This window comes from Allosphingosinicella sp. (assembly GCF_046295735.1).
Lineage (GTDB): Bacteria > Pseudomonadota > Alphaproteobacteria > Sphingomonadales > Sphingomonadaceae > Allosphingosinicella.
Map to the genome: position 1 here is coordinate 1 of NZ_JBKBMQ010000002.1, position 19818 is coordinate 19818.

The 19818-nt window shown below is 68.6% G+C and carries 17 protein-coding genes; 4 read left to right on the top strand and 13 right to left on the bottom strand.

Going from position 1 to position 19818, the window contains the following annotated elements; translation table 11 throughout:
- Positions 1 to 118: 118 nt before the first annotated feature.
- Positions 119 to 1696 (bottom strand): TIR domain-containing protein, encoded by a 1578-nt coding sequence (locus tag ACK4K7_RS02640; protein ID WP_431863634.1) that lies wholly within the window; start codon positions 1694 to 1696, stop codon positions 119 to 121.
- Positions 1697 to 1890: 194 nt separating this feature from the next.
- On the opposite strand from ACK4K7_RS02640, the gene ACK4K7_RS02645 reads away from it, so the two are divergent.
- Together ACK4K7_RS02645 and ACK4K7_RS02650 are read left to right on the top strand one after the other, a co-directional pair.
- Complete coding sequence (locus tag ACK4K7_RS02645) at positions 1891 to 3315, top strand: coniferyl aldehyde dehydrogenase (protein ID WP_431863635.1); 1425 nt, start codon at positions 1891 to 1893, stop codon at positions 3313 to 3315.
- Positions 3312 to 4193, top strand: a complete 882-nt coding sequence (locus ACK4K7_RS02650) for a haloalkane dehalogenase (RefSeq protein ID WP_431863636.1) — start codon at positions 3312 to 3314, stop codon at positions 4191 to 4193. The genes ACK4K7_RS02645 and ACK4K7_RS02650 overlap by 4 nt, the downstream gene beginning before the upstream one ends.
- Before the next feature lie 15 nt (positions 4194 to 4208).
- On the opposite strand, the gene ACK4K7_RS02655 is transcribed toward ACK4K7_RS02650, so the two are convergent.
- From ACK4K7_RS02655 to ACK4K7_RS02670, 4 genes are read right to left on the bottom strand one after another with little or no spacing between them, the layout of a single operon-like run.
- Positions 4209 to 5873 carry a GMC family oxidoreductase gene (locus ACK4K7_RS02655; RefSeq protein WP_431863637.1) on the bottom strand — a complete coding sequence of 555 codons (1665 nt, stop codon included), beginning with the start codon at positions 5871 to 5873 and terminating at the stop codon, positions 4209 to 4211.
- Complete coding sequence (locus ACK4K7_RS02660; protein WP_431863638.1) at positions 5851 to 6816, bottom strand: alpha/beta fold hydrolase; 966 nt, start codon at positions 6814 to 6816, stop codon at positions 5851 to 5853. The genes ACK4K7_RS02655 and ACK4K7_RS02660 overlap by 23 nt, the downstream gene beginning before the upstream one ends.
- The gene (locus ACK4K7_RS02665; RefSeq protein ID WP_431863639.1) at positions 6813 to 7631 is read right to left on the bottom strand and encodes an SDR family NAD(P)-dependent oxidoreductase; all 819 of its coding nucleotides are present in this window, start codon (positions 7629 to 7631) and stop codon (positions 6813 to 6815) included. Before ACK4K7_RS02665 ends, ACK4K7_RS02660 begins: the two co-directional genes overlap by 4 nt.
- Positions 7628 to 9106 (bottom strand): flavin-containing monooxygenase, encoded by a 1479-nt coding sequence (locus ACK4K7_RS02670; RefSeq protein ID WP_431863640.1) that lies wholly within the window; start codon positions 9104 to 9106, stop codon positions 7628 to 7630. The genes ACK4K7_RS02665 and ACK4K7_RS02670 overlap by 4 nt, the downstream gene beginning before the upstream one ends.
- Positions 9107 to 9169: 63 nt before the next feature.
- Between ACK4K7_RS02670 and ACK4K7_RS02675 the strand changes: the two genes are divergently transcribed.
- Positions 9170 to 9760 (top strand): TetR/AcrR family transcriptional regulator, encoded by a 591-nt coding sequence (locus tag ACK4K7_RS02675; protein WP_431863641.1) that lies wholly within the window; start codon positions 9170 to 9172, stop codon positions 9758 to 9760.
- A 216-nt stretch (positions 9761 to 9976) separates the two neighbouring features.
- Positions 9977 to 13057, top strand: coding sequence for a TonB-dependent receptor (locus tag ACK4K7_RS02680; protein ID WP_431863642.1), 3081 nt, complete (start codon positions 9977 to 9979; stop codon positions 13055 to 13057).
- Here the strand turns inward: ACK4K7_RS02680 and ACK4K7_RS02685 are convergent.
- The 8 genes from ACK4K7_RS02685 to argC form a co-directional block, all read right to left on the bottom strand.
- Entirely contained in the window at positions 13047 to 13733 is a 687-nt protein-coding gene (locus ACK4K7_RS02685) for a glutamine amidotransferase-related protein (protein ID WP_431863643.1), read from the bottom strand. The genes ACK4K7_RS02680 and ACK4K7_RS02685 overlap by 11 nt on opposite strands.
- Positions 13730 to 14968 carry an argininosuccinate synthase gene (locus tag ACK4K7_RS02690; protein ID WP_431863644.1) on the bottom strand — a complete coding sequence of 413 codons (1239 nt, stop codon included), beginning with the start codon at positions 14966 to 14968 and terminating at the stop codon, positions 13730 to 13732. The genes ACK4K7_RS02685 and ACK4K7_RS02690 overlap by 4 nt, the downstream gene beginning before the upstream one ends.
- A complete protein-coding gene (locus ACK4K7_RS02695) occupies positions 14965 to 15150 on the bottom strand; it encodes a hypothetical protein (RefSeq protein ID WP_431863645.1) in 186 nt (61 codons plus the stop codon). Before ACK4K7_RS02695 ends, ACK4K7_RS02690 begins: the two co-directional genes overlap by 4 nt.
- The gene (locus ACK4K7_RS02700; RefSeq protein ID WP_431863646.1) at positions 15143 to 15607 is read right to left on the bottom strand and encodes an arginine repressor; all 465 of its coding nucleotides are present in this window, start codon (positions 15605 to 15607) and stop codon (positions 15143 to 15145) included. Before ACK4K7_RS02700 ends, ACK4K7_RS02695 begins: the two co-directional genes overlap by 8 nt.
- 151 nt (positions 15608 to 15758) lie before the next feature.
- A complete protein-coding gene (gene argF / locus ACK4K7_RS02705; protein WP_431863647.1) occupies positions 15759 to 16622 on the bottom strand; it encodes an ornithine carbamoyltransferase in 864 nt (287 codons plus the stop codon).
- Positions 16619 to 17506, bottom strand: coding sequence for an acetylglutamate kinase (gene argB / locus ACK4K7_RS02710; protein ID WP_431863648.1), 888 nt, complete (start codon positions 17504 to 17506; stop codon positions 16619 to 16621). Before argB ends, argF begins: the two co-directional genes overlap by 4 nt.
- Before the next feature lie 100 nt (positions 17507 to 17606).
- Entirely contained in the window at positions 17607 to 18767 is a 1161-nt protein-coding gene (gene argJ / locus ACK4K7_RS02715; RefSeq protein WP_431863649.1) for a bifunctional glutamate N-acetyltransferase/amino-acid acetyltransferase ArgJ, read from the bottom strand.
- Between the two features lie 16 nt (positions 18768 to 18783).
- Positions 18784 to 19788 (bottom strand): N-acetyl-gamma-glutamyl-phosphate reductase, encoded by a 1005-nt coding sequence (gene argC / locus ACK4K7_RS02720; protein WP_431863650.1) that lies wholly within the window; start codon positions 19786 to 19788, stop codon positions 18784 to 18786.
- Positions 19789 to 19818 lie beyond the last annotated feature (30 nt).

The window sequence follows — 19818 nt, forward strand, 5'->3', positions numbered from 1 at the left end:
TAGTTATAGTAATGTCGCACACATAGGCCTTCTTTGGAACGTCATCTCCTTCCGGGGTGATTATCGGCATCGGACGGGAAGGGTGACCGACCATCGTTGCTGCGAAGTTATGACTCATCTACTCCTCCTTGGTTCCTTCGATCCGCTGTGCCCAGCGGCGCCAAAGCTCGTTTTCCGGGTCGTGCGTGCGTAGCTGGACCGCGAGCATTCGCGCCTGATCGCGATAGGCGCCGGCTTCGCCGGCTCGACCTAGGCGCTCCAGCAGTTCGGCGACCGTCATCAAGGTTCGCGTCCACTGGTCCTTGAGGTGCATGTCCTGAGGATGGCGATCGACCAGCTCGCGCACGAGGCCCATCTGCGTCCTACGCGAGCGGTATGCGGCTTCCACGTCGCCATTGGCGAGCCATGCATCGGCCATCCAGGCATGGCGATTGGCCACATCCTGCTGCGCCTTTCGGTCTGCGGGCAGCAGGCTGCGCACCTGCGCCATGCGGGCGAGCGCGGCCTGGCAGTAGCGGAGCGCCGCCGACGCGTCGCCCTTCGCGGTGAGTTCCAGGGTGCACAGATTGCCTTCGGCATAGCCGGCCTCGCGCAGCCATTCCGGGTTGTCCGGGTCTGCCGCCGCGAGGCGGTCGGACAGTTGCTTGTAGCGACCCCAGCTCTCCCTGACCGCCGGCCAGCTTTGTCGCTCGTAGTCGACATACCCCACCCAATATTCGCTCTGCGCGTGGGCGTAGATGCGGGCGGGATCTTCGGGGGCGCGGGCGAGGAGGGCGGCGGTGGTGCGGTGCGCTTCCTGGAAGGAGGCGAGGGCCGCATCGAGATCGCCGCGGGTCGCGTCGTCCTCGCCCATGGCGTGGAGGATGCGGGCGCGGCGGTCGAGCGAGTCGTCGGTGAGGCGGCCCAGTTCCTCCTGCCCCTCGTAGAAGCCGAGCGCGCGCTGGTTGACGGCGGTCAGCACGTCCAGTCGTCCGACGCTCTTCAGCCTTTGTCTCAGATCGGTCAGCATGAACTCGATCAGTCCTTCCGCCTCGGCCCGCTGGCGCTCCGCTTCGACCCGGGCGGCGAGCGCCACGAGGGTCAGCGCCACCATCGCTAGCATCGCCGTCACCGCCGCGAGCGTGACGGCGGTCACGCGCCGCAGCCGGCGCTGCGCGTCGCGCTGGACGAGCGCGTCGAGCTCCACCCCGGCGATGCCGGCGACGAGCTTCAGGAGGCCGAGCCTCGGCCCGTCGCCCTCCGGCCGGAGATCGGTGGCGAGCGGCTCGATCGCGGTGCCGGCGGGGCCGGTCCTCAGCGCCTCGGGAAAACAGTCGGCCGGATCGCCGCGCAGGATGGCCGCGAGCACCGGCCGGTCGGGGTGGAGCGCGCGATAGGTTTCGATCTCGCGGCCGACCCAGATCGATCCGGCCGCATCGGGCGAGCACAGCACGACCAGGCAATCGGAAACGGCCAGCGCCTCGCGCACCGAGGCGCTGAGATCGGCGGCGGCGGGGAATTCCTCGCGGTCGCGGAAGATCGGCGCCAGCCGCTCCGGCACCGGCCCACCCCGCCCGTCGCGGCCGACGAGGCGGCGCGGGATGCGATAATTCTCCAGCCGCCGGTGCAGCCGCCGCGCGGCCGCGGCGTCGCGATGGCTGTAGCTGAGGAAGGCCCTGTAGCGCCCCCGCTCCCGATCTTCCCCGCCGCCGCTCATTCAGGACCCCCGACGCGCAAGCTGCCAGAGGCCCGCACCCGACACAAGGGCGCGCGGGCCGGTTGCCGCCGCCCGGGACTCGTATATGGTCGTGACGCCGATGCGGCCTGTGACGGCCGGGCGGACGCGGGCCGAAGCGCCGCGCGCCGCCGGCAAGGCTTGCGGATCATGCGCTTCGTGACGGGGAGGTGCCGGTGGCCGACGACCAGACGATCAGGACCGCGGAGACGGCGGAGGCGCGCCGGCTGTTCGAAGTCCAGCACCGCGCCTCGCGCGCGGAGCGCGTTCCCGACGCGGCGCTCAGGCGCGACCGGCTCGCCCGGCTGAGGTCGGTGGTGGCCGGTCAGGAGGCGGCGTTCGCGCGCGCCATCTCGGACGATTTCGGCGTGCGGTCCCGCACCGAGACCGAGCTGCTGGAGATCGTGCCAACGCTGAACGCGATCAAATATGCGCGCAGGAAGCTCGGCGGCTGGATGAAGCCGGAGCGGCGGCACGTGTCCGCCACCTTCCAGCCGGCCAGGGCCTGGGTGCGCTGGGAGCCGCTCGGCGTCATCGGCATCATCTCGCCCTGGAACTATCCGCTGCAGCTCGCCATCTCGCCGCTGGTGGATGCGATCGCCGCCGGCAACCGCGCGATGGTGAAGCCTTCGGAGCTGACGCCCGCTTTTTCCGATCTGCTGAAGCGGCTGATCGCGGAGCGGTTCGACGAAGTGGAACTGGCGGTGGTGACCGGCGGCGTCGAGGTCGGGCAATATTTCGCCTCGCTCCCTTTCGATCACCTGCTGTTCACCGGATCGACCGCGGTCGGGCGCAAGGTCTACCAGGCGGCCGCGGCGAACCTCACGCCGGTGACGCTGGAGCTGGGCGGCAAGTCGCCGGCGATCGTGTGCCCCGATTACGCGCTCGACAAAGCGGCGAAGTCGATCGCCTTCGGCAAGTTCGTCAATGCCGGCCAGACCTGCATCGCGCCCGATTACGTGCTGGTCCCGCGCGGCCGGGAGGAGGCGTTCGCGCAGGCGCTGATGGCGCAGGTCCGCGCCTCCTATCCCACGCTCGGCGGCAACGACGATTATTCGGGCGTGATCAGCCCGCGCCACCGTGAGCGGCTGGAGCGCGCTGTGGCGGAAGCGAAGGAGGCGGGCGCAAGGGTGCTCGTCCACGAAGACGAGGCGGGAAAAGCGGAAGGCAAGGTCGGCCCGACATTGGTGCTGGGCGCGCCCGAAAACGTGCTGTTCCTGACCGAGGAGATTTTCGGGCCGGTGCTGCCGATCGTCCCCTATGACGGGCTCGACCAGGCGATCGACTTCGTCAACCGGCGCGACCGGCCGCTGGCGCTCTATTGCTTCAGCCGCGACCGGCGGCAGCACGACCGTGTGCTGGACGCCACCCTGTCCGGCGGCGTGACGCTGAACGGCACTTTGCTCCACGTCGCGCAGGAAAGCCTGCCGTTCGGCGGCGTCGGGCCGAGCGGCATCGGCGCCTATCATGGCCGCGAGGGCTTCAGGCGGTTCAGCCATGCCCGCGCCGTTCACAAGGTCGGCTTCGTCAACGTGTTCGAGAAGATCGGACCGCCCTGGGGCGGGATGGCGAAGCGGTTTGGCCGGATGCTGGCGAAATGAGCCGGGTGCTGCGCACGCCCGACGCGCGGTTCGAGGGGCTGAAGGATTTCCCCTATGCCGCCCATCATCTGGAGGTGGGGGAGGGGCTTCGCCTTGCTTATGTCGACGAAGGGCCGCGGGACGCGCCCGTCGTGCTGCTGATGCATGGCGAGCCGACCTGGTCCTACCTTTACCGCCACATCATCGCCGCGCTGCAGGACCGGTTCCGCGTGGTCGCTCCGGACCTGATCGGGTTCGGCCGCTCCGACAAGCTGCCGGAGGAAGCGTATTACAGCTACGAGCGGCACGTCGCCTGGATGCGGGAGTGGCTGGAACGGCTGGACCTGAGGGACGTGACCCTGTTCTGCCAGGATTGGGGCGGGCTGATCGGCCTTCGTCTGGTCGCCGCCCTGCCGGAGCGGTTCGCGCGCGTGATCGCCGCCAATACCGGCCTTCCGACCGGAACCGGCATGAGCGAGGGCTTCCGCGCCTGGCTGGAGTTCAGCCAGTCGGTGCCGGTCTTCCCGGTCGGCATGATCGTCAACGGCGGCGCGGCGCGCGAACTCGAGTCCGCCGAGATCGCCGCCTATGACGCGCCCTTTCCGGACGAGAGCTACAAGGCCGCCGCCCGGGTCTTTCCGCGGCTGGTGCCGGTCACTCCGGAACATGCGTCGGTCGCGGAGAACGGGGCGGCGTGGTGCGCGCTGGAGCGGTTCGACAAGCCCTTCCTCACCGCCTTCAGCGACCGCGATCCGGTCACGAACGGCGGCGAGCGCATCTTCCAGGCGCGGGTGCCGGGCACGCGCGGCCAGCCGCACGTCACGCTGCCGGGCGGTCATTTCCTGCAGGAGGATTGCCCGGACGAGATCGCGCGCCTGATCGCCGACTTCGCCGGCTGACCGGCCGCCGGAGGCTCAGGCGGCGGCGCGCGTCGCCGCGCTTTCGCGGATCATGTCGCTGGCTTTCTCCGCGATCATGATCGTCGGCGCGTTGGTGTTGCCTGAGACCAGCCGCGGCATGATCGAGGCGTCGACCACGCGCAACCCCTCGAGCCCATGAACCCGCAGCTGCGGATCGACCACCGCCTCCGGGCCTCGCCCCATCGCGCAGGTGCCGACCGGATGGTAGATCGTGGTGCCCTTCTCGCGGGCGTAAGCGAGCATCTCGGAGTCGCTTTCCACCTCCGGTCCCGGATTGATCTCGTGCGCGATATAGTCGGCGAGCGGCGCGGTCGCGGCGATGCGGCGGCCCCACCGCAGGCCCGCGAGCACCACTTCCTGGTCCAGCGGATCGGCGAGGTAATTGGGCACGATCGAGGGATGCTCGTCGGGGTTGCGCGAGCGGATCGACAGGTGTCCGCGCGACTCGGGGCGCAACTGGCACGGCGCGATGGTGAGGCCGGGCTCGGGCTCCAGCACCATCTTCTGCTGCTTGACGAGCTTGTCCGAATCCATCGTCGCCGGGAGGATGTGGAACTGGATGTCCGGCCCGGCGAGATCGGGCCGCGACTTACAGAACACGGCGATGTGGGCGGCCGACAGGGTCAGCAGGCCCTTGCGGCTGAACAGATAGCGGCCGACTTCCTTCACGAACCGCCAGCCCCGCGTCAACTCGTTCACCGAAATCGTGCCGGGCTTCAGCCGGTAGGTCGCGCCGACGACGAAATGGTCCTGGAGGTTGCGCCCGACGCCGGGCAGATCGGCGACCACGTCGATGCCATGTTCGCGCAGCAGCCCGGCCGGGCCGATGCCGGAGAGCTGGAGGAGCTGGGGCGAGTTGATCGCGCCGCCCGCGACGATCACCTCCGCGTTCGCCCGCGCGGTCTTCATCGTGCCGTCCTGCACATATTCGACGCCGACGGCGCGCTTGCCTTCGAACAGGATGCGGGCGGCGAGCGCCCGGGTCTCGACGCGCAGGTTGGGCCGGTCCATCGCCGGGTGGAGATAGGCGACCGCGGCCGAGCAGCGGCGGCCGTTGCGGATGTTCACCTGATACCATTCGGCCCCTTCCTGATCGGGGCCGTTCGGATCGCGGCGCGGCAGGCCGAGTGCCTCGCACGCCTCGATCGCCGCTTCGGACACGGGGTGGCGCGTCGTCACGTCCGATACGTGAAGCGGGCCGCCCACCGCGTGGATGTCGCACGGGCCGCGTTCCTGGTTCTGCGCGCGCCGGAAATAAGGGAGTACGTCGTCCCACGCCCAGCCTTCGCAGCCGAGCTGCCGCCAGCCGTCATAATCGGCCCGCTGGCCGCGGATGTAGAGCATCGCGTTGATCGACGAAGAGCCGCCCAGCACCTTGCCGCGCGGCCAGACGTGGCGGCGGCCCAGCGTGCCGGGATCGGGATCGGTCAGGTAGAGCCAGTTGACCTTCGGATCCTTCAGCGTCTGCGCATAGCCGACGGGCACGTGGATCATCAGGTTGGACATGAACTGCGACGGTTCCTTCAGCGGCCGGTCGTCCCCGCCCGCTTCCAGCAGCAGCACGCGGCTGCGCCCGTCCTCGCTCAGCCGGGCCGCGAGCACGCAGCCCGCCGATCCCGCGCCGACGATGATGTAATCAGCCTGGATGTCCTCCGCCATTCGCCCCGTTCCCTCCTGCCGCGGCCCGGATCCAGCGGGCCGTCAATTCCGGCTGGGTGAAAGGCAGCATGTGGCCGCCTTCGACCAGTTCGACGTCGGCGCCCACCATGTCCTTCATGCGGGTGCCGTGGACCTCCGGATCGAGCAGATTGTCGCCCCGGCCGTAGAGGATCGCCACCGGCGCCTTCACCTCGTCGTAGCGGGCGACGAGCCGCGGCATGTCGTCCTCGAGCGCGGCCATGTCGGAGGAGGCGTTGTAGAAGTTGGAGGGCCTGAGGCCCAGCGCGCCGCCGCCCTCGGTGGCGAAATCGTCCGGCACCGGCTCGGGCGCGAAGATGCCCTTCAGCAGCTTGTCCCGCGCCGCCACGCCCATCGGCACCGCCAGCGTATGGGCGACGATGCGCCGCACCGGCTCGGATCGGATGGCGAGGCCACGCAGCGGCTCCGGCACCTCTTCCTGCGTCTGGGTGAGCGGACAGATGAGCGCGAGCCGCCCGACCTTTTGGGGATGGTGGACGGCGACGGCGAGCGACAGGGCGCCGCCGAGCGAGTGGCCGACCAGCATCGGCCGTTCGAGCCCGAGCCGGTCGATCAGCCCGGCGATCGTCTCCGCCTGCGCGGCGAGGCCGGCGGACGCGCCCTTCGGCCGCACCGAATAGCCCGAACCCGGGCGGTCGACGAGGATCACCCGGTGGTCGCGGGCGAGATCGTCGACGAGCACGCGGGCGAAGTTGCGCATCTGTCCGCCGAGCCCGTGGATCAGCACGATCGGCGGACCCGAACCCTTGTCCACATAATGGACGAGCGTGCCGTCGACGTCGATCAGCTCGCCGTCGCGCGGGACGGCCTGTTCGCTCTTGCGGGCGGTGGCGTCGCTGAACAGCTTCAGCGAAGCGGCGACCGCGCCGGCGCCGCCGGCGATGAGCAATGCGAGCGGGATCATTTCAGCCTCCTCCCGAGGAATTTCCAATATGACACGGGTGCGAGCCGTTCCGCCAGCGCCATGAACTTCGCGTCGTTGCCGACAACGACGCGCGGCCGGCCTTTCTCGACGCCGACGACGATGATCTCGCCGGCCTGCTCCGGCGGCATCTTGAGGAAGGCCTGGAAGCGCACCTTGTCCGCCTCCGCCTGGCGGAGGCGTTCGGGCGTGGCGAGGCGGGCGGGGCGGGCGCTGCGGGCGATCGACGTCGCGACGCCGCCGGGATGCACGACGGTCACGCCGACCGCCGACCCTTCAGCCGCAAGTTCGTTGCGCAGCGATTCCGAAAAGGCGCGGACGGCGAACTTGCTGGCGCTGTAGGCGGTCTGGCCCGGCGGCGCGACGATGCCGAAGATCGAGGAGATGTTGACGATCCGCCCTTCGCCCGCCGCACGCAGCTGCGGCAGGAAGGCGCGCGTCATCCGCACCACCCCCCAGAAGTTGATGTTCATCAGCCACTCGAAATCCTCTTCCGCCACCTCCTCGAAATTGCCGCCGATCGCGACGCCGGCATTGTTGAAGAGGAGATGGACGGCGCCATGCTCCGCCAACACCTTTTCGGGAAGGTCGGCGATCGCGTCCTTGTCGGCCACGTCGATGCGGTGGCGGGTCACCTTGACGCCGTTGCCGCACAGCCGGGCGGTCTCGGCGAGCCCTTCCTCGTTGAGGTCGCACAAAGCGAGGTCGCAGCCGCGCTTGGCGAGCGCCAGGGCGATGCCGCGGCCGATGCCGCCGGCGGCGCCCGTGATCACCGCCGTGCGCCCGGAGACCTTCATGCCGCCTCGCGGGCGCTGGCCGGGGCCGCGCGCTTCGAAAAATGCATCACCCCGTCCTCCAGCTTGCCGAACCGCAAGGCCGCCATGTCCTTCGCGTAATTCTGCGTCACCCGCCATGGCTGGGTCGCGCCTTGCTTGGGCAGGATGTCGATCGCGCGCTGCACATAGCCCGACGTGAAATCGAGGAAGGGGATTTCCTCCACGTCCGGATCGCGACGCGGCACGGCGATCTCCAGCCCCTCCTTCTCGAGATGGTTGAGCAGGCGGCAGAGATAGGACGCCGTGAGATCGGCCTTCAGCGTCCAGGAGGCGTTGGTGTAGCCGAACGTATAGGAAAGGTTCGGCACGTCGCCGAACATCATCGCCTTGTAGCTGAGCGCCTTGGACAGGTCGCGCACCTCGCCGTCCACGGTGAACACGACGTCGCTGAGCAGCTGGAGCTTGAGCCCGGTGGCGGTGACGATGATGTCCGCCTCCAGCTCCTTTCCGGAGCGCAGGCGGATGCCGGTTTCGGTGAAGCTTTCAATCTGGTCGGTGACGATCGACGCGCGGCCGGAGCTGACCGCTTCGAACATGTCGGCATCGGGCACCAGGCACAGGCGCTGGTCCCAGGGATTGTAGCGCGGCGTGAAATGGGTGCCGATGTCATAGCCTTCGGGAAGCAGCTTCGCGAGTTCGTCCAGCAGCCGCTTCCTGACCTTGTCCGGCCGTTTGCGGGCGAGCTGGAAGAAGAAGAGCTGCAGCCCGACATTCTTCCAGCGCACGATGTCGTAGGCGAGCTTGCCCGGCAGGATCCGGCGCAGGAAATTGGCGATGCCGTCCTCCGACGGACGCGAGACCATATAGGTGGGCGAGCGCTGCAGCATCGTCACGTGGGCCGCGTCCTTCGCCATTTCCGGGACCAAGGTCACCGCGGTGGCGCCGCTGCCGATCACCACCACCTTCTTGCCCTTATAGTCGAGATCCTCCGGCCAGAATTGCGGGTGCACGATCCGGCCGGCGAACCGGTCGCGGCCGGGAAAATCGGGATCGTAGCCCTCGGCATAGTCGTAATAGCCGGAGCACATGTGGAGCCAGCCGCAGCTGAACCGCACCCGCTCGCCGGTGTCGGTACGCTCCGCCTCCACCGTCCAGCGCGCGTCGGCCGACGACCATTCGGCTTTCTTCACATGGTGGCGGAAGCGGATCTTGCGGTCGATCCCCGCTTCGCGCGCGGTGTCGCGGACATAATCGAGGATCGACGGCCCGTCGGCGATCGCCTTCGCTTCCGTCCATGGGCGGAAGGAATAGCCGAGCGTGTACATGTCGCTGTCCGAACGGACGCCGGGATAGCGGAACAGGTCCCAGGTGCCGCCGATCGCCTCGCGGCCTTCCAGAATGACGAAGCTGCGGCCGGGGGCGCGTTCCTGCAGGTGCCAGGCGGCGCCGATCCCCGACAGGCCGGCACCGACGATCAGGACGTCGAAATGCTCCATCCCTTCCTCCACCCGAGTCGCGGCCGAGTTTGAATTTGACAACGGATCATGTCAACAAGCGCCATGGCCAGCCGAACCCGCCGACATTATCGCGGCGCGCCGCCGGAGGAGCGGCGGGCGCAGCGCCGCGAGCAACTGCTCCTGGCCGCCATTCAGGTCTATGGCGAGCGCGGCTATCGCAACGCCACCGTGAAGGCGGTGTGCGAGGCGGCGGGGCTGACGGAGCGCTATTTCTACGAAAGCTTCGCCAATTCCGAAGCGCTGCTCGCCGCCGCCTATCAGGCGGTCGTCCAGCATCTGCTGCGCGAACTCGCGGCGACCGGGGCAGGGGCGGGCGGACCTCCCGAGGCCAAGGTCCGGGCGATCCTCGCGGCTTATTATTCGAAGCTGCGCGACGATCCGCGGTCCGCGCGGCTGTTCCTGGTCGAGGTGGCGGGCGTCAGCCCGGACGTGGACGAGGTGCTCGCCGACTCGCTCGGGCGCTTCGGCGAGCTGCTGGCGGACACGCTCGGCGCGCGTCCCGATCCGATGCTGCGCACGGGCGTGGTGGGCGGCGTGCTCCACATCGCGCTCGGCTGGGTCGGCGGCGGCTATCGGGAGCCGATCGACGAGGTGGTGGATGCCGCACTCAGCCTGTGCCTGCTTCTGAAATGACACTGTCGTCGAAGTCGCTTTCCGGCGCGGAAAAAAGCATCTGCGTTTCGCTTGTGTAGCGATATTTTCCCGCGCTACTGTAACACTTGTAAGTCCGAGGGCAGCCGCCTCCGATCCCGGGGGATGAGACGACAAGGCTCCGGACATTTGGGGAGGGGTATCGAAATGGCGAATCACACCCGAATTGCGCGTGCATTCCTTGGCTGCACCGTGTCCATGCTGGCGATCGGCCTTGCCGTTCCGGCGGCCGCCCAGACAGTCCCGCCGCCCGCCGGCCAGCCGCGCGGCGACATCGAGACCGGCGCCGGCGCCGATCGCGGCGGCGACGCGCAGAGCGGCCTTACCGCGAGCCCCGCCGCCACCGAATATGCGCAAGGGCCGCTCGGCGACATCGTCGTCACCGCCCAGCGCCGCGCCGAGACGCTGCAGAGCGTTCCGATCTCCGTCTCCGCCTTTACCGGCGAGGCGCTGGAGCAGCTTCAGATCGAGAATGCGGTCGACCTGCAGCTCAGCCTTCCGAATATCACCTTCACCAAGACGAACTTCACCTCGTCCAGCTTCACCATCCGCGGCGTCGGCGATCTGTGCACCGGCTTCTCCTGCGACTCGGCGACCGGCATCCACATCAACGACATGCCGCTCGTGTCGACCCGCCTGTTCGAGACCGAATATTTCGATCTGGAGCGGATCGAGGTGCTGCGCGGCCCGCAGGGCACGCTGTTCGGCCGCAACGCGACGTCGGGCGTCGTCAACTTCATCACCGCGCGCCCGAACCTCAACGCCTTCCAGGCCAACCTTCAGCTCGAATATGGCAATTTCGATTCGAAGAAGGTGACCGGCATGGTGAACGTGCCGGTGGGCGACATGCTCGGCGTCCGCCTCGCCGGCTATTGGCTGGACCGCGACGGCTATACGCTCAACCTGTTCGACAACACCCGCATCGACGACCGCAACCTCTACGCGCTGCGCGGCACGGTGCGGTTCCAGCCGAGCGCGGGCACGACGCTCGACCTCATCGGCTATTATTTCCGCGAGAAGGACAATCGCTCGCGCATCCAGAAGCAGCTGTGCGCCCGCGACGAGACGGCGGTGCTGGGCTGCCGCCCGGACCGGCTCGCCTTCGAGACGGTGAACGGCCGCTCGACGCTCGCCGCGATCCTGTCGTCGCGGGAATTCTTCACGCTCAACAGCCCGACGCTCACCAATTTCGGCCTGACCAGCATCTACGGGCAGGATGTGTTCTTCGGCGGCGTCGTCAATCCGGCGGACCTGCGCACGGTGCGCACCGATTTCACGCCGACCTATTTCGCCCAGGAATATCATTTGATGGGCCGGCTGGAGCAGGAGCTCGGGCCGCAGTTCAACATCACGCTCACCGGCGGCTACACCAACGCCAAGGTGGATTCCCGCACCGACTACAATCTCATCGCCGGCAATTCGCTGGCCAACAATCCGGGCCTGCTGACGCTGGCGGGCACCGCGGCGGCGCCGGGCGCGGCCTTCCCGGGCGGGGTCAACCCCTACACGCCCGCGGCGGCGCGGCTCATTCCGCAGGGGCCGGCGGGCGGCGTCTGCACGTCCGAGACCAACCTCGCCTACACCGGCATCTATGGCGGCTTCGTCAACCGCTGCACGCCGGGCAGCACCGACTATGACCGCTCGCAGAGCAATTCGCGCCAATATGTGATCGAAGGGCATCTCGACAGCAGCTTCGACGGGCCGTTCAACTTCCTGCTCGGCGGCATCTATCTCGATCAGAAATTCAGCGACTCGAACTATTATGTCGCCTCGTTCGGCCTCGATTACGCGGCCGGGATCCTCGGCGCCGCGCAGTCGCTCGGGCAGCGGGCGGCGGGCAACACCACGTTCCCCAACGTCTTCCTGGCGCCGCCTTTCTACAACAGCGAAGTGGCGCTGTTCACGCTGCGCAGCTACGGCCTCTTCGGCGAGGCCTATTTCCAGGCGTCCGACGCCCTGCGCTTCACCGCGGGCCTGCGCTATTCGAACGACCGCAAGCGCCAGGTGGCGCGGGTGCCGATCCTGTCCTGGGCAGTGCCCTATGGCGTGACCGACGCCAACGCCTCGCCCTTCCTCGCCGCCTATGACGCCGATCCGAGCCGGCCGGGCAACCAGCCCTATAACGAGGCCGAGGCCCGGTTCAGCGAAGTGACCGGCCGCTTCGTCGTCGACTATGAATTGGCGCCGGGGCGGATGCTCTACGCCTCTTACTCGCGCGGCTACAAATCGGGTGGCATCAACCCGCCGATCGATCCGATCTTCAACGTGCCCTCGACCTTCCGGCCGGAAATCATCAACGCCTTCGAGATCGGGTCCAAGAACACCTTCATGGGCGGGGCGCTGCGGCTCAACGCCAGCGCCTTCTACTATGATTACAAAGGCCTGCAGCTCAGCCGCATCGTCGCCCGCACCTCGGTCAACGACAATACGGACGCGTCGATCTACGGCGTCGAGCTCGAGGCGGTGGTGCGGCCCGATCCGGCGCTACTGCTCAACTTCTCCGCGAGCTATCTGCGCACCCGGATCAAGGACCTGCAGCTCATCGACCCGCGCGACGTGTCGGGCGGTCGTTCGGACACGGTGATCATCAAGGATCTGACCAACGCGTCGAACTGCGCCGTCCAGCCGCGGGCCGGCGGCGCGGCGGCATCCAACGCCTTCGTCAGCACGATCAACCAGTTCCTGGGACTGCGGCCGACGACGCCGGTGCCGGGCACCAACACCACCGGCGCGTTCGGCGTGTGCGGCATCCTGCAGGCGGCGGCGGCCGGCAATATCGGCGCGGCGAGCGCGGCGCTGGCGGCGCCCAACCCCGCGCTCGGCGGCCTCACCCCGCAGCAATTCCTGAACCTCACCTTCGCCGGCGGCCAGGCCGGGCCGCTGCCGTTCGACGTCACGAGCGGCGTGCCGGTCGATCTCAGCGGCAACGAGTTGCCGCAGGCGCCGCGCTTCAAATTCTCCGCCGGCGCGCAATATACGTTCGAACTCGGCGGCGGCATGACGCTCGTGCCGCGCGCCGACCTCACTTATACCGGCAATTATTTCGCCCGCAGCTTCAACCGGCCGATCGACCGGATCGAGGGCTTCGAGGTGATCAATGCCCAGATCCAACTCAACGGGCCGGACGAGCGCTGGTTCTTGCGCGGCTTCGTCCAGAACCTGACCGGCAACGACGCCATTACCGGCCTCTACGTGACCGACCAGTCGTCCGGCCTGTTCACCAACGCCTTCACGCTGGAGCCTCGGCGCTACGGCGTCGCCGCCGGGATCAGGTTCTAGGAAGGACCAGGAAGCTTCTCATCCATCCGCCGACCCGCGCATTGTCGTTGGGTCGGCGGAGCGAGGCGATCGCGCCGTCCGGGTCCGGCAGCCGGTCGCGCCGGGTCTCGATCAGCGCGCGTGCGAAAGCGGGGTCGAATTCCGGGTGAAACTGGAAGGAGATCGCCGAGCCGTCGCGCCAGGCGAGCGCCGCGAAGGGCGTAAAATCGGTCGCCGCGACCACGTCAGTCCCCGGCGGCTGGACGGTCACCTGGTCCTGGTGCGACGCGGGAATGGCGACGCGGCCGCCGCCGTCCATCCATGCCGCGCGGCCGACCAGCGGATATTCGGTGAGGCCGACGCCCCAGCCCTTGGCCGACTTCTCCACGCGCCCGCCCAGCGCCTCCGCCATCACCTGGTGGCCGAAACAGACGCCGACGAGCCGCGTCCGGCCGTGAGCGGCGCGCAGGAAGTCCTTGAGCGGCGCGATCCACGGCAACGGGTCGTAGACTCCGGCCGGCGAGCCGGTGACGAGATAGGCGTCATGGTCCGACACGGCCGAGGGATACTGCCCGGCCGTGACGTCGTAGCTCGGCGCATCGGTTCCGAGCAGCCGCCGGAACATGTCCGGATAGCGGCCGAAGGTGGGGATCAGTTCGTCCGGCGGGTGGCCCGTCTCGAGGATGGCGAGCTTCATTCGCCCGCCAGCCGCCGGTCGCGCTTCGCCATGGTGCGCAGCCTCAGCGCATTGAGGCGGATGAAGCCGGCGGCGTCGCGCTGCGAATAGCTCGACGATCCTTCCTCGAAGGTGACGAGATCCTGGTCGTAGAGCGGGCAGGGGCTGTCGCGGCCGATCACCGTGGCGTTGCCCTTGTAGAGCTTCATTCGCACCGTCCCGGTCACCGGCTCCTGGCTCTTGTCGATCAGCGCCTGCAGCATCTCCCGCTCCGGCGAGAACCAGAAGCCGTTGTAGATGAGGCTGGCATAGCGCGGCATCAGCTCGTCCTTGAGGTGGGTCGCGCCGCCGTCCAGCGTGATCGACTCGATGCCGCGATGGGCCGCGAGCAGGATGGTGCCGCCCGGCGTCTCGTAGACGCCGCGCGATTTCATGCCGACGAAGCGGTTTTCGACGAGATCGAGCCGGCCGATGCCGTTGTCGCGGCCGAGTTCGTTGAGGCGGGTGAGCAAGGCGGCCGGCGACAGGCGCTCGCCGTCGATCGATACCGGATCGCCATGCTCGAAACCGATCTCGATCACCGTCGGCTTGTCGGGCGCATCCTCGGGCGAGACGGTGCGCTGGTGGACATATTCCGGCGCCTCCTGCGTCGGATCCTCGAGCACCTTTCCTTCGGACGAGGAGTGGAGGAGGTTGGCGTCGATCGAGAAGGGGCTTTCGCCGCGCTTGTCCTTGGCGATGGGGATCTGGTTCTTCTCGGCGAAATCGATCAGCTGCTCGCGGCTCGCGAACTCCCATTCGCGCCAGGGCGCGATGACGCGGATGTCGGGTTCCAGCGCATAATAGCCAAGCTCGAAGCGGACCTGGTCGTTGCCTTTCCCGGTGGCGCCGTGGCAGACCGCGTCGGCGCCGACCGCGCGGGCGATCTCGATCTGCCGCTTGGCGATGAGCGGACGGGCGATCGAGGTGCCGAGCAGATACTGGCCTTCATAGACCGTGTTGGCGCGGAACATCGGGAAGACATAGTCGCGCACGAATTCCTCGCGCAGGTCCTCGATGAAGATGTTCTCCGGCTTGATGCCGAGCATCTCCGCCTTGCGCCGCGCCGGCTCCACTTCCTCGCCCTGGCCCAGGTCGGCGGTGAAGGTCACCACCTCGGCGCCATATTCGGTCTGCAGCCATTTGAGGATGATCGAGGTGTCGAGCCCGCCCGAATAAGCGAGCACGACCTTCTTGGGGGGAGGCAGGGAAGTCATTGGTGGCTTGGTCCTTGGCTAATCGTCGTCCCGGCGAGGGGAAGAAGAAGGGAGATCCCGGCCTCCGCCGGGATGACGGGCGTCATCGTCATCCCGGCGAAAGCCGGGATCTCGACCCGGCGCCGGGAAAGGAAAGAGAGATTCCGGCCTTCGCCGGAATGACGGAAGCGCGCTTCACCCATCGATCATGTCCTTGATCCGCTCCGCGACCGCGTGTGGGACGACGCCGTCGCGCAGCGCGAGGAACAGGGTGTCGTCGCCCGAAATCGTGCCGGCGACTTCGGGCAGCCGCGCCTGGTCGATGGCGAGGCCGACGAGATGGGCGGATCCCGGCGGCGTGCGGAGCACGATGAGATTGCCCGCCGCCTCGACCGAGCGCACCCATTCGGACAGGATGCGCTCCAGCCGCGCCGCCGCCCAGTCGCTGTCGGCGATCTGGTCCGGAAGCGCGTAGGAAAGGACGCCGCCGCGCTTCACCTTGACCGCGCCGAGCTGGTCGAGGTCGCGCGAGACGGTCGCCTGGGTGACCGCGCAGCCCAGCTCGGCAAGCCGCGCCGTCACTTCCTCCTGGCTCGCGAGCGGTTCGGCGCGCAGGAGATCGGCGATGATCTTCTGCCGCCGGGTCCGGGCTTCGGTCATGAGGACATCCTCCCCTGGAAGGGGAGGGGGACCATGCGAAGCATGGTGGAGGGGGTTACGAGACCCGCGAAGTGCCAGGCGGACTCCCCCCTCCACCGCACTTTGTGCGGTCCCCCTCCCCGTCCCGGGGAGGAAGTGGGTGAGCCCCACCTCACGCCCCGCGCATCCATGCCAGCGCGCCGCGCGCGGTGTGCATGCGGTTCGCCGCCTGACGCCAGACGGCGGAGCGGGGACCGTCGATCACGTCGGCCGCCACTTCCTCGCCGCGCCGGGCGGGAAGGCAGTGAAGGAAATGGGCGTCGGGGCAGGCGGCCAGCAGCGCAGTGTTCACCTGATAGGGGGCGAGTGTCCGCCGCCGTGCCTCGGCCTCGCCGTCCTGGCCCATCGACACCCACACGTCGGTATAGACGATCTCGGCGCCGCGCACGGCCTCGGCGGCGTCGTGGGTCTGGCGCACGCCGTCCGGCGCGTCGGACAGGCCATAGCCTTCCGGGCTCGCGATCACGAGCTCCGCGCCGAGCAAGGCGCAGCCCTGGGCGAGCGAGCGGGCGACATTGTTGTCGCCGTCGCCGATATAGGCGATTCGCGCGCCCTCGATACGGCCGAGCAGCTGCTTCACCGTCAGCAGGTCGGCGAGCGCCTGCAGCGGGTGATCGCTGTCCGACAGCATGTTGAGGATCGGGGTCTCGACCGCGGCGGACATGGCGACGAGATCGCGATGGTCCATCACGCGCGCGGCGATGATGCGATGGTAGCAGGCGAGGGTGCGGGCGACGTCCTCCGCGCTCTCGCGCGTGCCGAGGCCGACCTCTTCCTTCTGGATGTAGACCGGGTGGCCGCCGAGCTGCACGACCGCCATCTCCATCGAATTGCGGGTGCGCGCCGAAGGCTTCTGGAAGACGAGCGCGACCCCCTCGCCGGCGAGTGGGCGCCCGAGGGCTGACCGCTCGGCGAGATCGAGGAGGTGCGACAGCGTGTCGCGGCCGAGATCGGCGATGGCGAGGAGATCGCTCACCAGTCCCGCTCCCGCTTCACCATCGTGCCGATGCCCTGATCGGTCAGAAGCTCGATCAGCAGCGAATGGGCGACCCGGCCGTCGATGATATGGGCGGTGCGCACGCCGCCGTCGACCGCGTCGGCGCAGGCCCGGAGCTTCGGGATCATGCCGGCGCTGACGGCATTGGGAAGGCCGCGGACTCCCCGGTCGATCCGCTCGCGAAGCTCGGCCGAGGTGAGGCGGGGGACGAGCGAGGAGGGGTCGTTCACATCCTCGAGCAACCCCGGCGCGGCGGTGAGATAGACGATCTTTTCGGCATCCATCGCGACCGCGATCGCGCGCGCCGCCTCGTCGGCGTTGATGTTGTAGGGCTGCCCCGTCTCGTCGGCGCCGACGGTGGAGACGACCGGCGCGAGGCCTTCGTCGAGCAGGCGGTGGAGGACGGACGCGCGCACATGGCTGACGTCGCCCACATAGCCGAGCCCCGATTCGCGCGGGGCGGCGGTCAGCAGTCCGCCATCCTCGCCCGACACGCCGACCGCGACCGGCTCCTCGGGTGCCTCGCGGTTGATGGTGGCGACGAGATCGCGATTGACCTTGCCGACCAGCACCATCCGCACGATGTCCAACGTCTCCTCGTCGGTGACGCGCAGGCCGTTCCGGAATTCGGGCGCCTTGCCCATCTTGCGCATCATTGCGTCGACCTGCGGGCCGCCGCCATGGACGAGCACGCAGCGCACCCCGACCGAGCGCAGCAACAGCACGTCCTGCGCGAGCGCCTGATCGAGTTCCTTGTCGATCGCCGCGCCGCCGAGCTTCACCACCACCGACTTCCCGGCGAAGCGGCGGATATAAGGCAGCGCCTGGACGAGGACGCGGGCGGTGTCCGAGGGGCTCATCATGACCTCCTCGTCGCCCCGGCGAAGGCCGGGGTCCCGGCCCGGGGCGAGAAGACCCGGGCCTTCGCCGGGGTGACCTGAAAGAGCGGGGTCAGCAATCCCATCATGACGTCTTCACATTTTCCTTGATGTAGCCGGGGCCGAGATCGATGCCGATCGTCCGCGCCGTGCCGGTGCCGAGGCCGAGCGCGACCTCGATCTCGATCCGCTCCTGCTTCATGTGGGCGGCGACGGCGGCCTCGTCGTGTGCAACGGGCGCGCCGGCTTCGGCGACCAGGATGCCGCCATAGGAGACCGACGCCTTGTCGGCGTCGAACGCCACTCCCGCCGAACCGGCGGCGGCGAGCAGACGGCCCCAATAAGGGTCGCCGCCATGCCAGCTGCACTTGACGAGATTGTTCTCGGCGATGTTGCGCGCCGCGGCGCGCGCCTCCGCGTCCGATGCCGCGCCGGTGACGGCGAGCGCCACCATCTTGGTCATGCCCTCCGCATCCCGCGCCATCTGCAAAGTCAGGTCCTCGCACAGCGCGTGGACCGCGTCGGCGAACTCGGCGAGGTCGGGCTTCCCGCGCCGGCCCGAGGCCATCAGGATCACCGTGTCGTTGGTGGACGTCGCGCCGTCGACGTTCAGCGTGTTGAAGGTCCGGTCGACCGCTTCCTTCAGGATGTTGCGCAACTGATCGCCCTCGACGTCCGCGTCGGTGGTGAGGAAGGCGAGCATCGTCGCCATGTTGGGCGCGATCATGCCGCAGCCCTTGGCCATGCCGCCCAGCGTGAAGTTGGACCCGCGGACCAGCGCTTCCTTCGGGTGGGTGTCGGTGGTGAGGATGCCTTTGGCGGCGTCCGCCCCGCCGTCGCGCGACAATCTGCCCGCGAGCTTGGGCGCGGCCGGCAGGATCCGGTCCATCGGTAGCGGCGTGCCGATGATGCCGGTCGAGCAGACGAGGACATGCGCCGCATCGATGCCGAGCGCACCCGCCGCCGCGCCCGCCATGGCTTCGGCGTCGCGCAGGCCCGGCTTGCCGGTGCCGGCATTGGCATTGCCGCTGTTGACGATCACCGCCGCCGCCCGGCCGCCGCCGTCGGCGAGACGGGCGCGCGAGAGCAGCACCGGAGGCGCGGTGAACCTGTTCTGGGTGAAGACGGCGGCGGTCGCCACCGGCCGCCCGTCCTCGGTCGCGAGCAGCGCCATGTCGTGGCGCTTGCGCTTGATGCCGGCGTGGCAGCCGGCCGCGACGAACCCCTCGGCCGCGGTAACGCTCACGGCCGTTTCCTCGAAATCATGGACATACTCCCACCTTGGGCAGGCCCGCCTCCTCGTCGAGGCCGAGCATCAGATTGGCGCACTGGATCATCTGGCCGGCGGCGCCCTTCACCAGATTGTCGAGCGCCGCGATCGCCAGCACGCGGCCGGTGCGTTCGTCGTAGCGGGCGGTGACATGGACCGCGTTCGACCCCAGCGTCCACTTGGTCGCGGGGGACCGTTCGCTGACATGGACGAACGGTTCGTCGGCATAGGCCGCGCGAAGGGCGGCGAGCGGTTCGCACGGCCCGTTCGCTTTGGCATAGCAGGTGGCGAGGATGCCCCGGTTCGCCGGCAGCAGGTGCGGCGTGAACAGCACGCTGCCGTCCAGCGCCATCTCCATCTCCGCGGTGTGGCGATGGGTGAGGAGGCCGTAGGCGGTGAAATTCTCGTCCACCGTCGAGAAATGCGTTTCCTCCTTGAGCCCGCGCCCGGCGCCGGTCACCCCGGACGCGGCGTCGACGACGATCGTCGTGGGATCGATGAGGTCGAGGAGCGGCTTCAGGGCGAGGATCGCGGTGGTCGGATAGCAGCCGGCGGCGGCGACCGCGCGGGCCCGCCTGATCGCCTCGCGATGAAGCTCCGGTATGCCGTAGACGAAGGCATCGAGCAGGTCCGGCGCCTGGTGCGGCTCGCGATACCAGCGGGCATAATCCTCGGCGCTGTCCAGGCGGAAATCGGCGCCGAGATCGACGAACGGGATGCCGCGGCCGAGAATCTCGCGGGCGATCCCCTGGCTGTGGCCGTGCGGCAGCGCGGCGAAGGCGAGGTCGATCCCGTCGAGCGCGGACGGCGCGTAGCGCTCCACCTCGAGGCCCGGCCAGGCGAGCGCGAGCTGCGGATGCACCGCCTCCAGCTTCTGCCCGGCCTGGCTGTCGCCGAACAGCCGCGCCGGCACGAACGCCGGATGCATGGCGCACAGCCGCAGCAGTTCGGCACCGACGAAGCCCGAAGCTCCGAATATCGCGACCTTGATCGTCATGGGCGGTGCATATGCAGAGACTTGCATAAT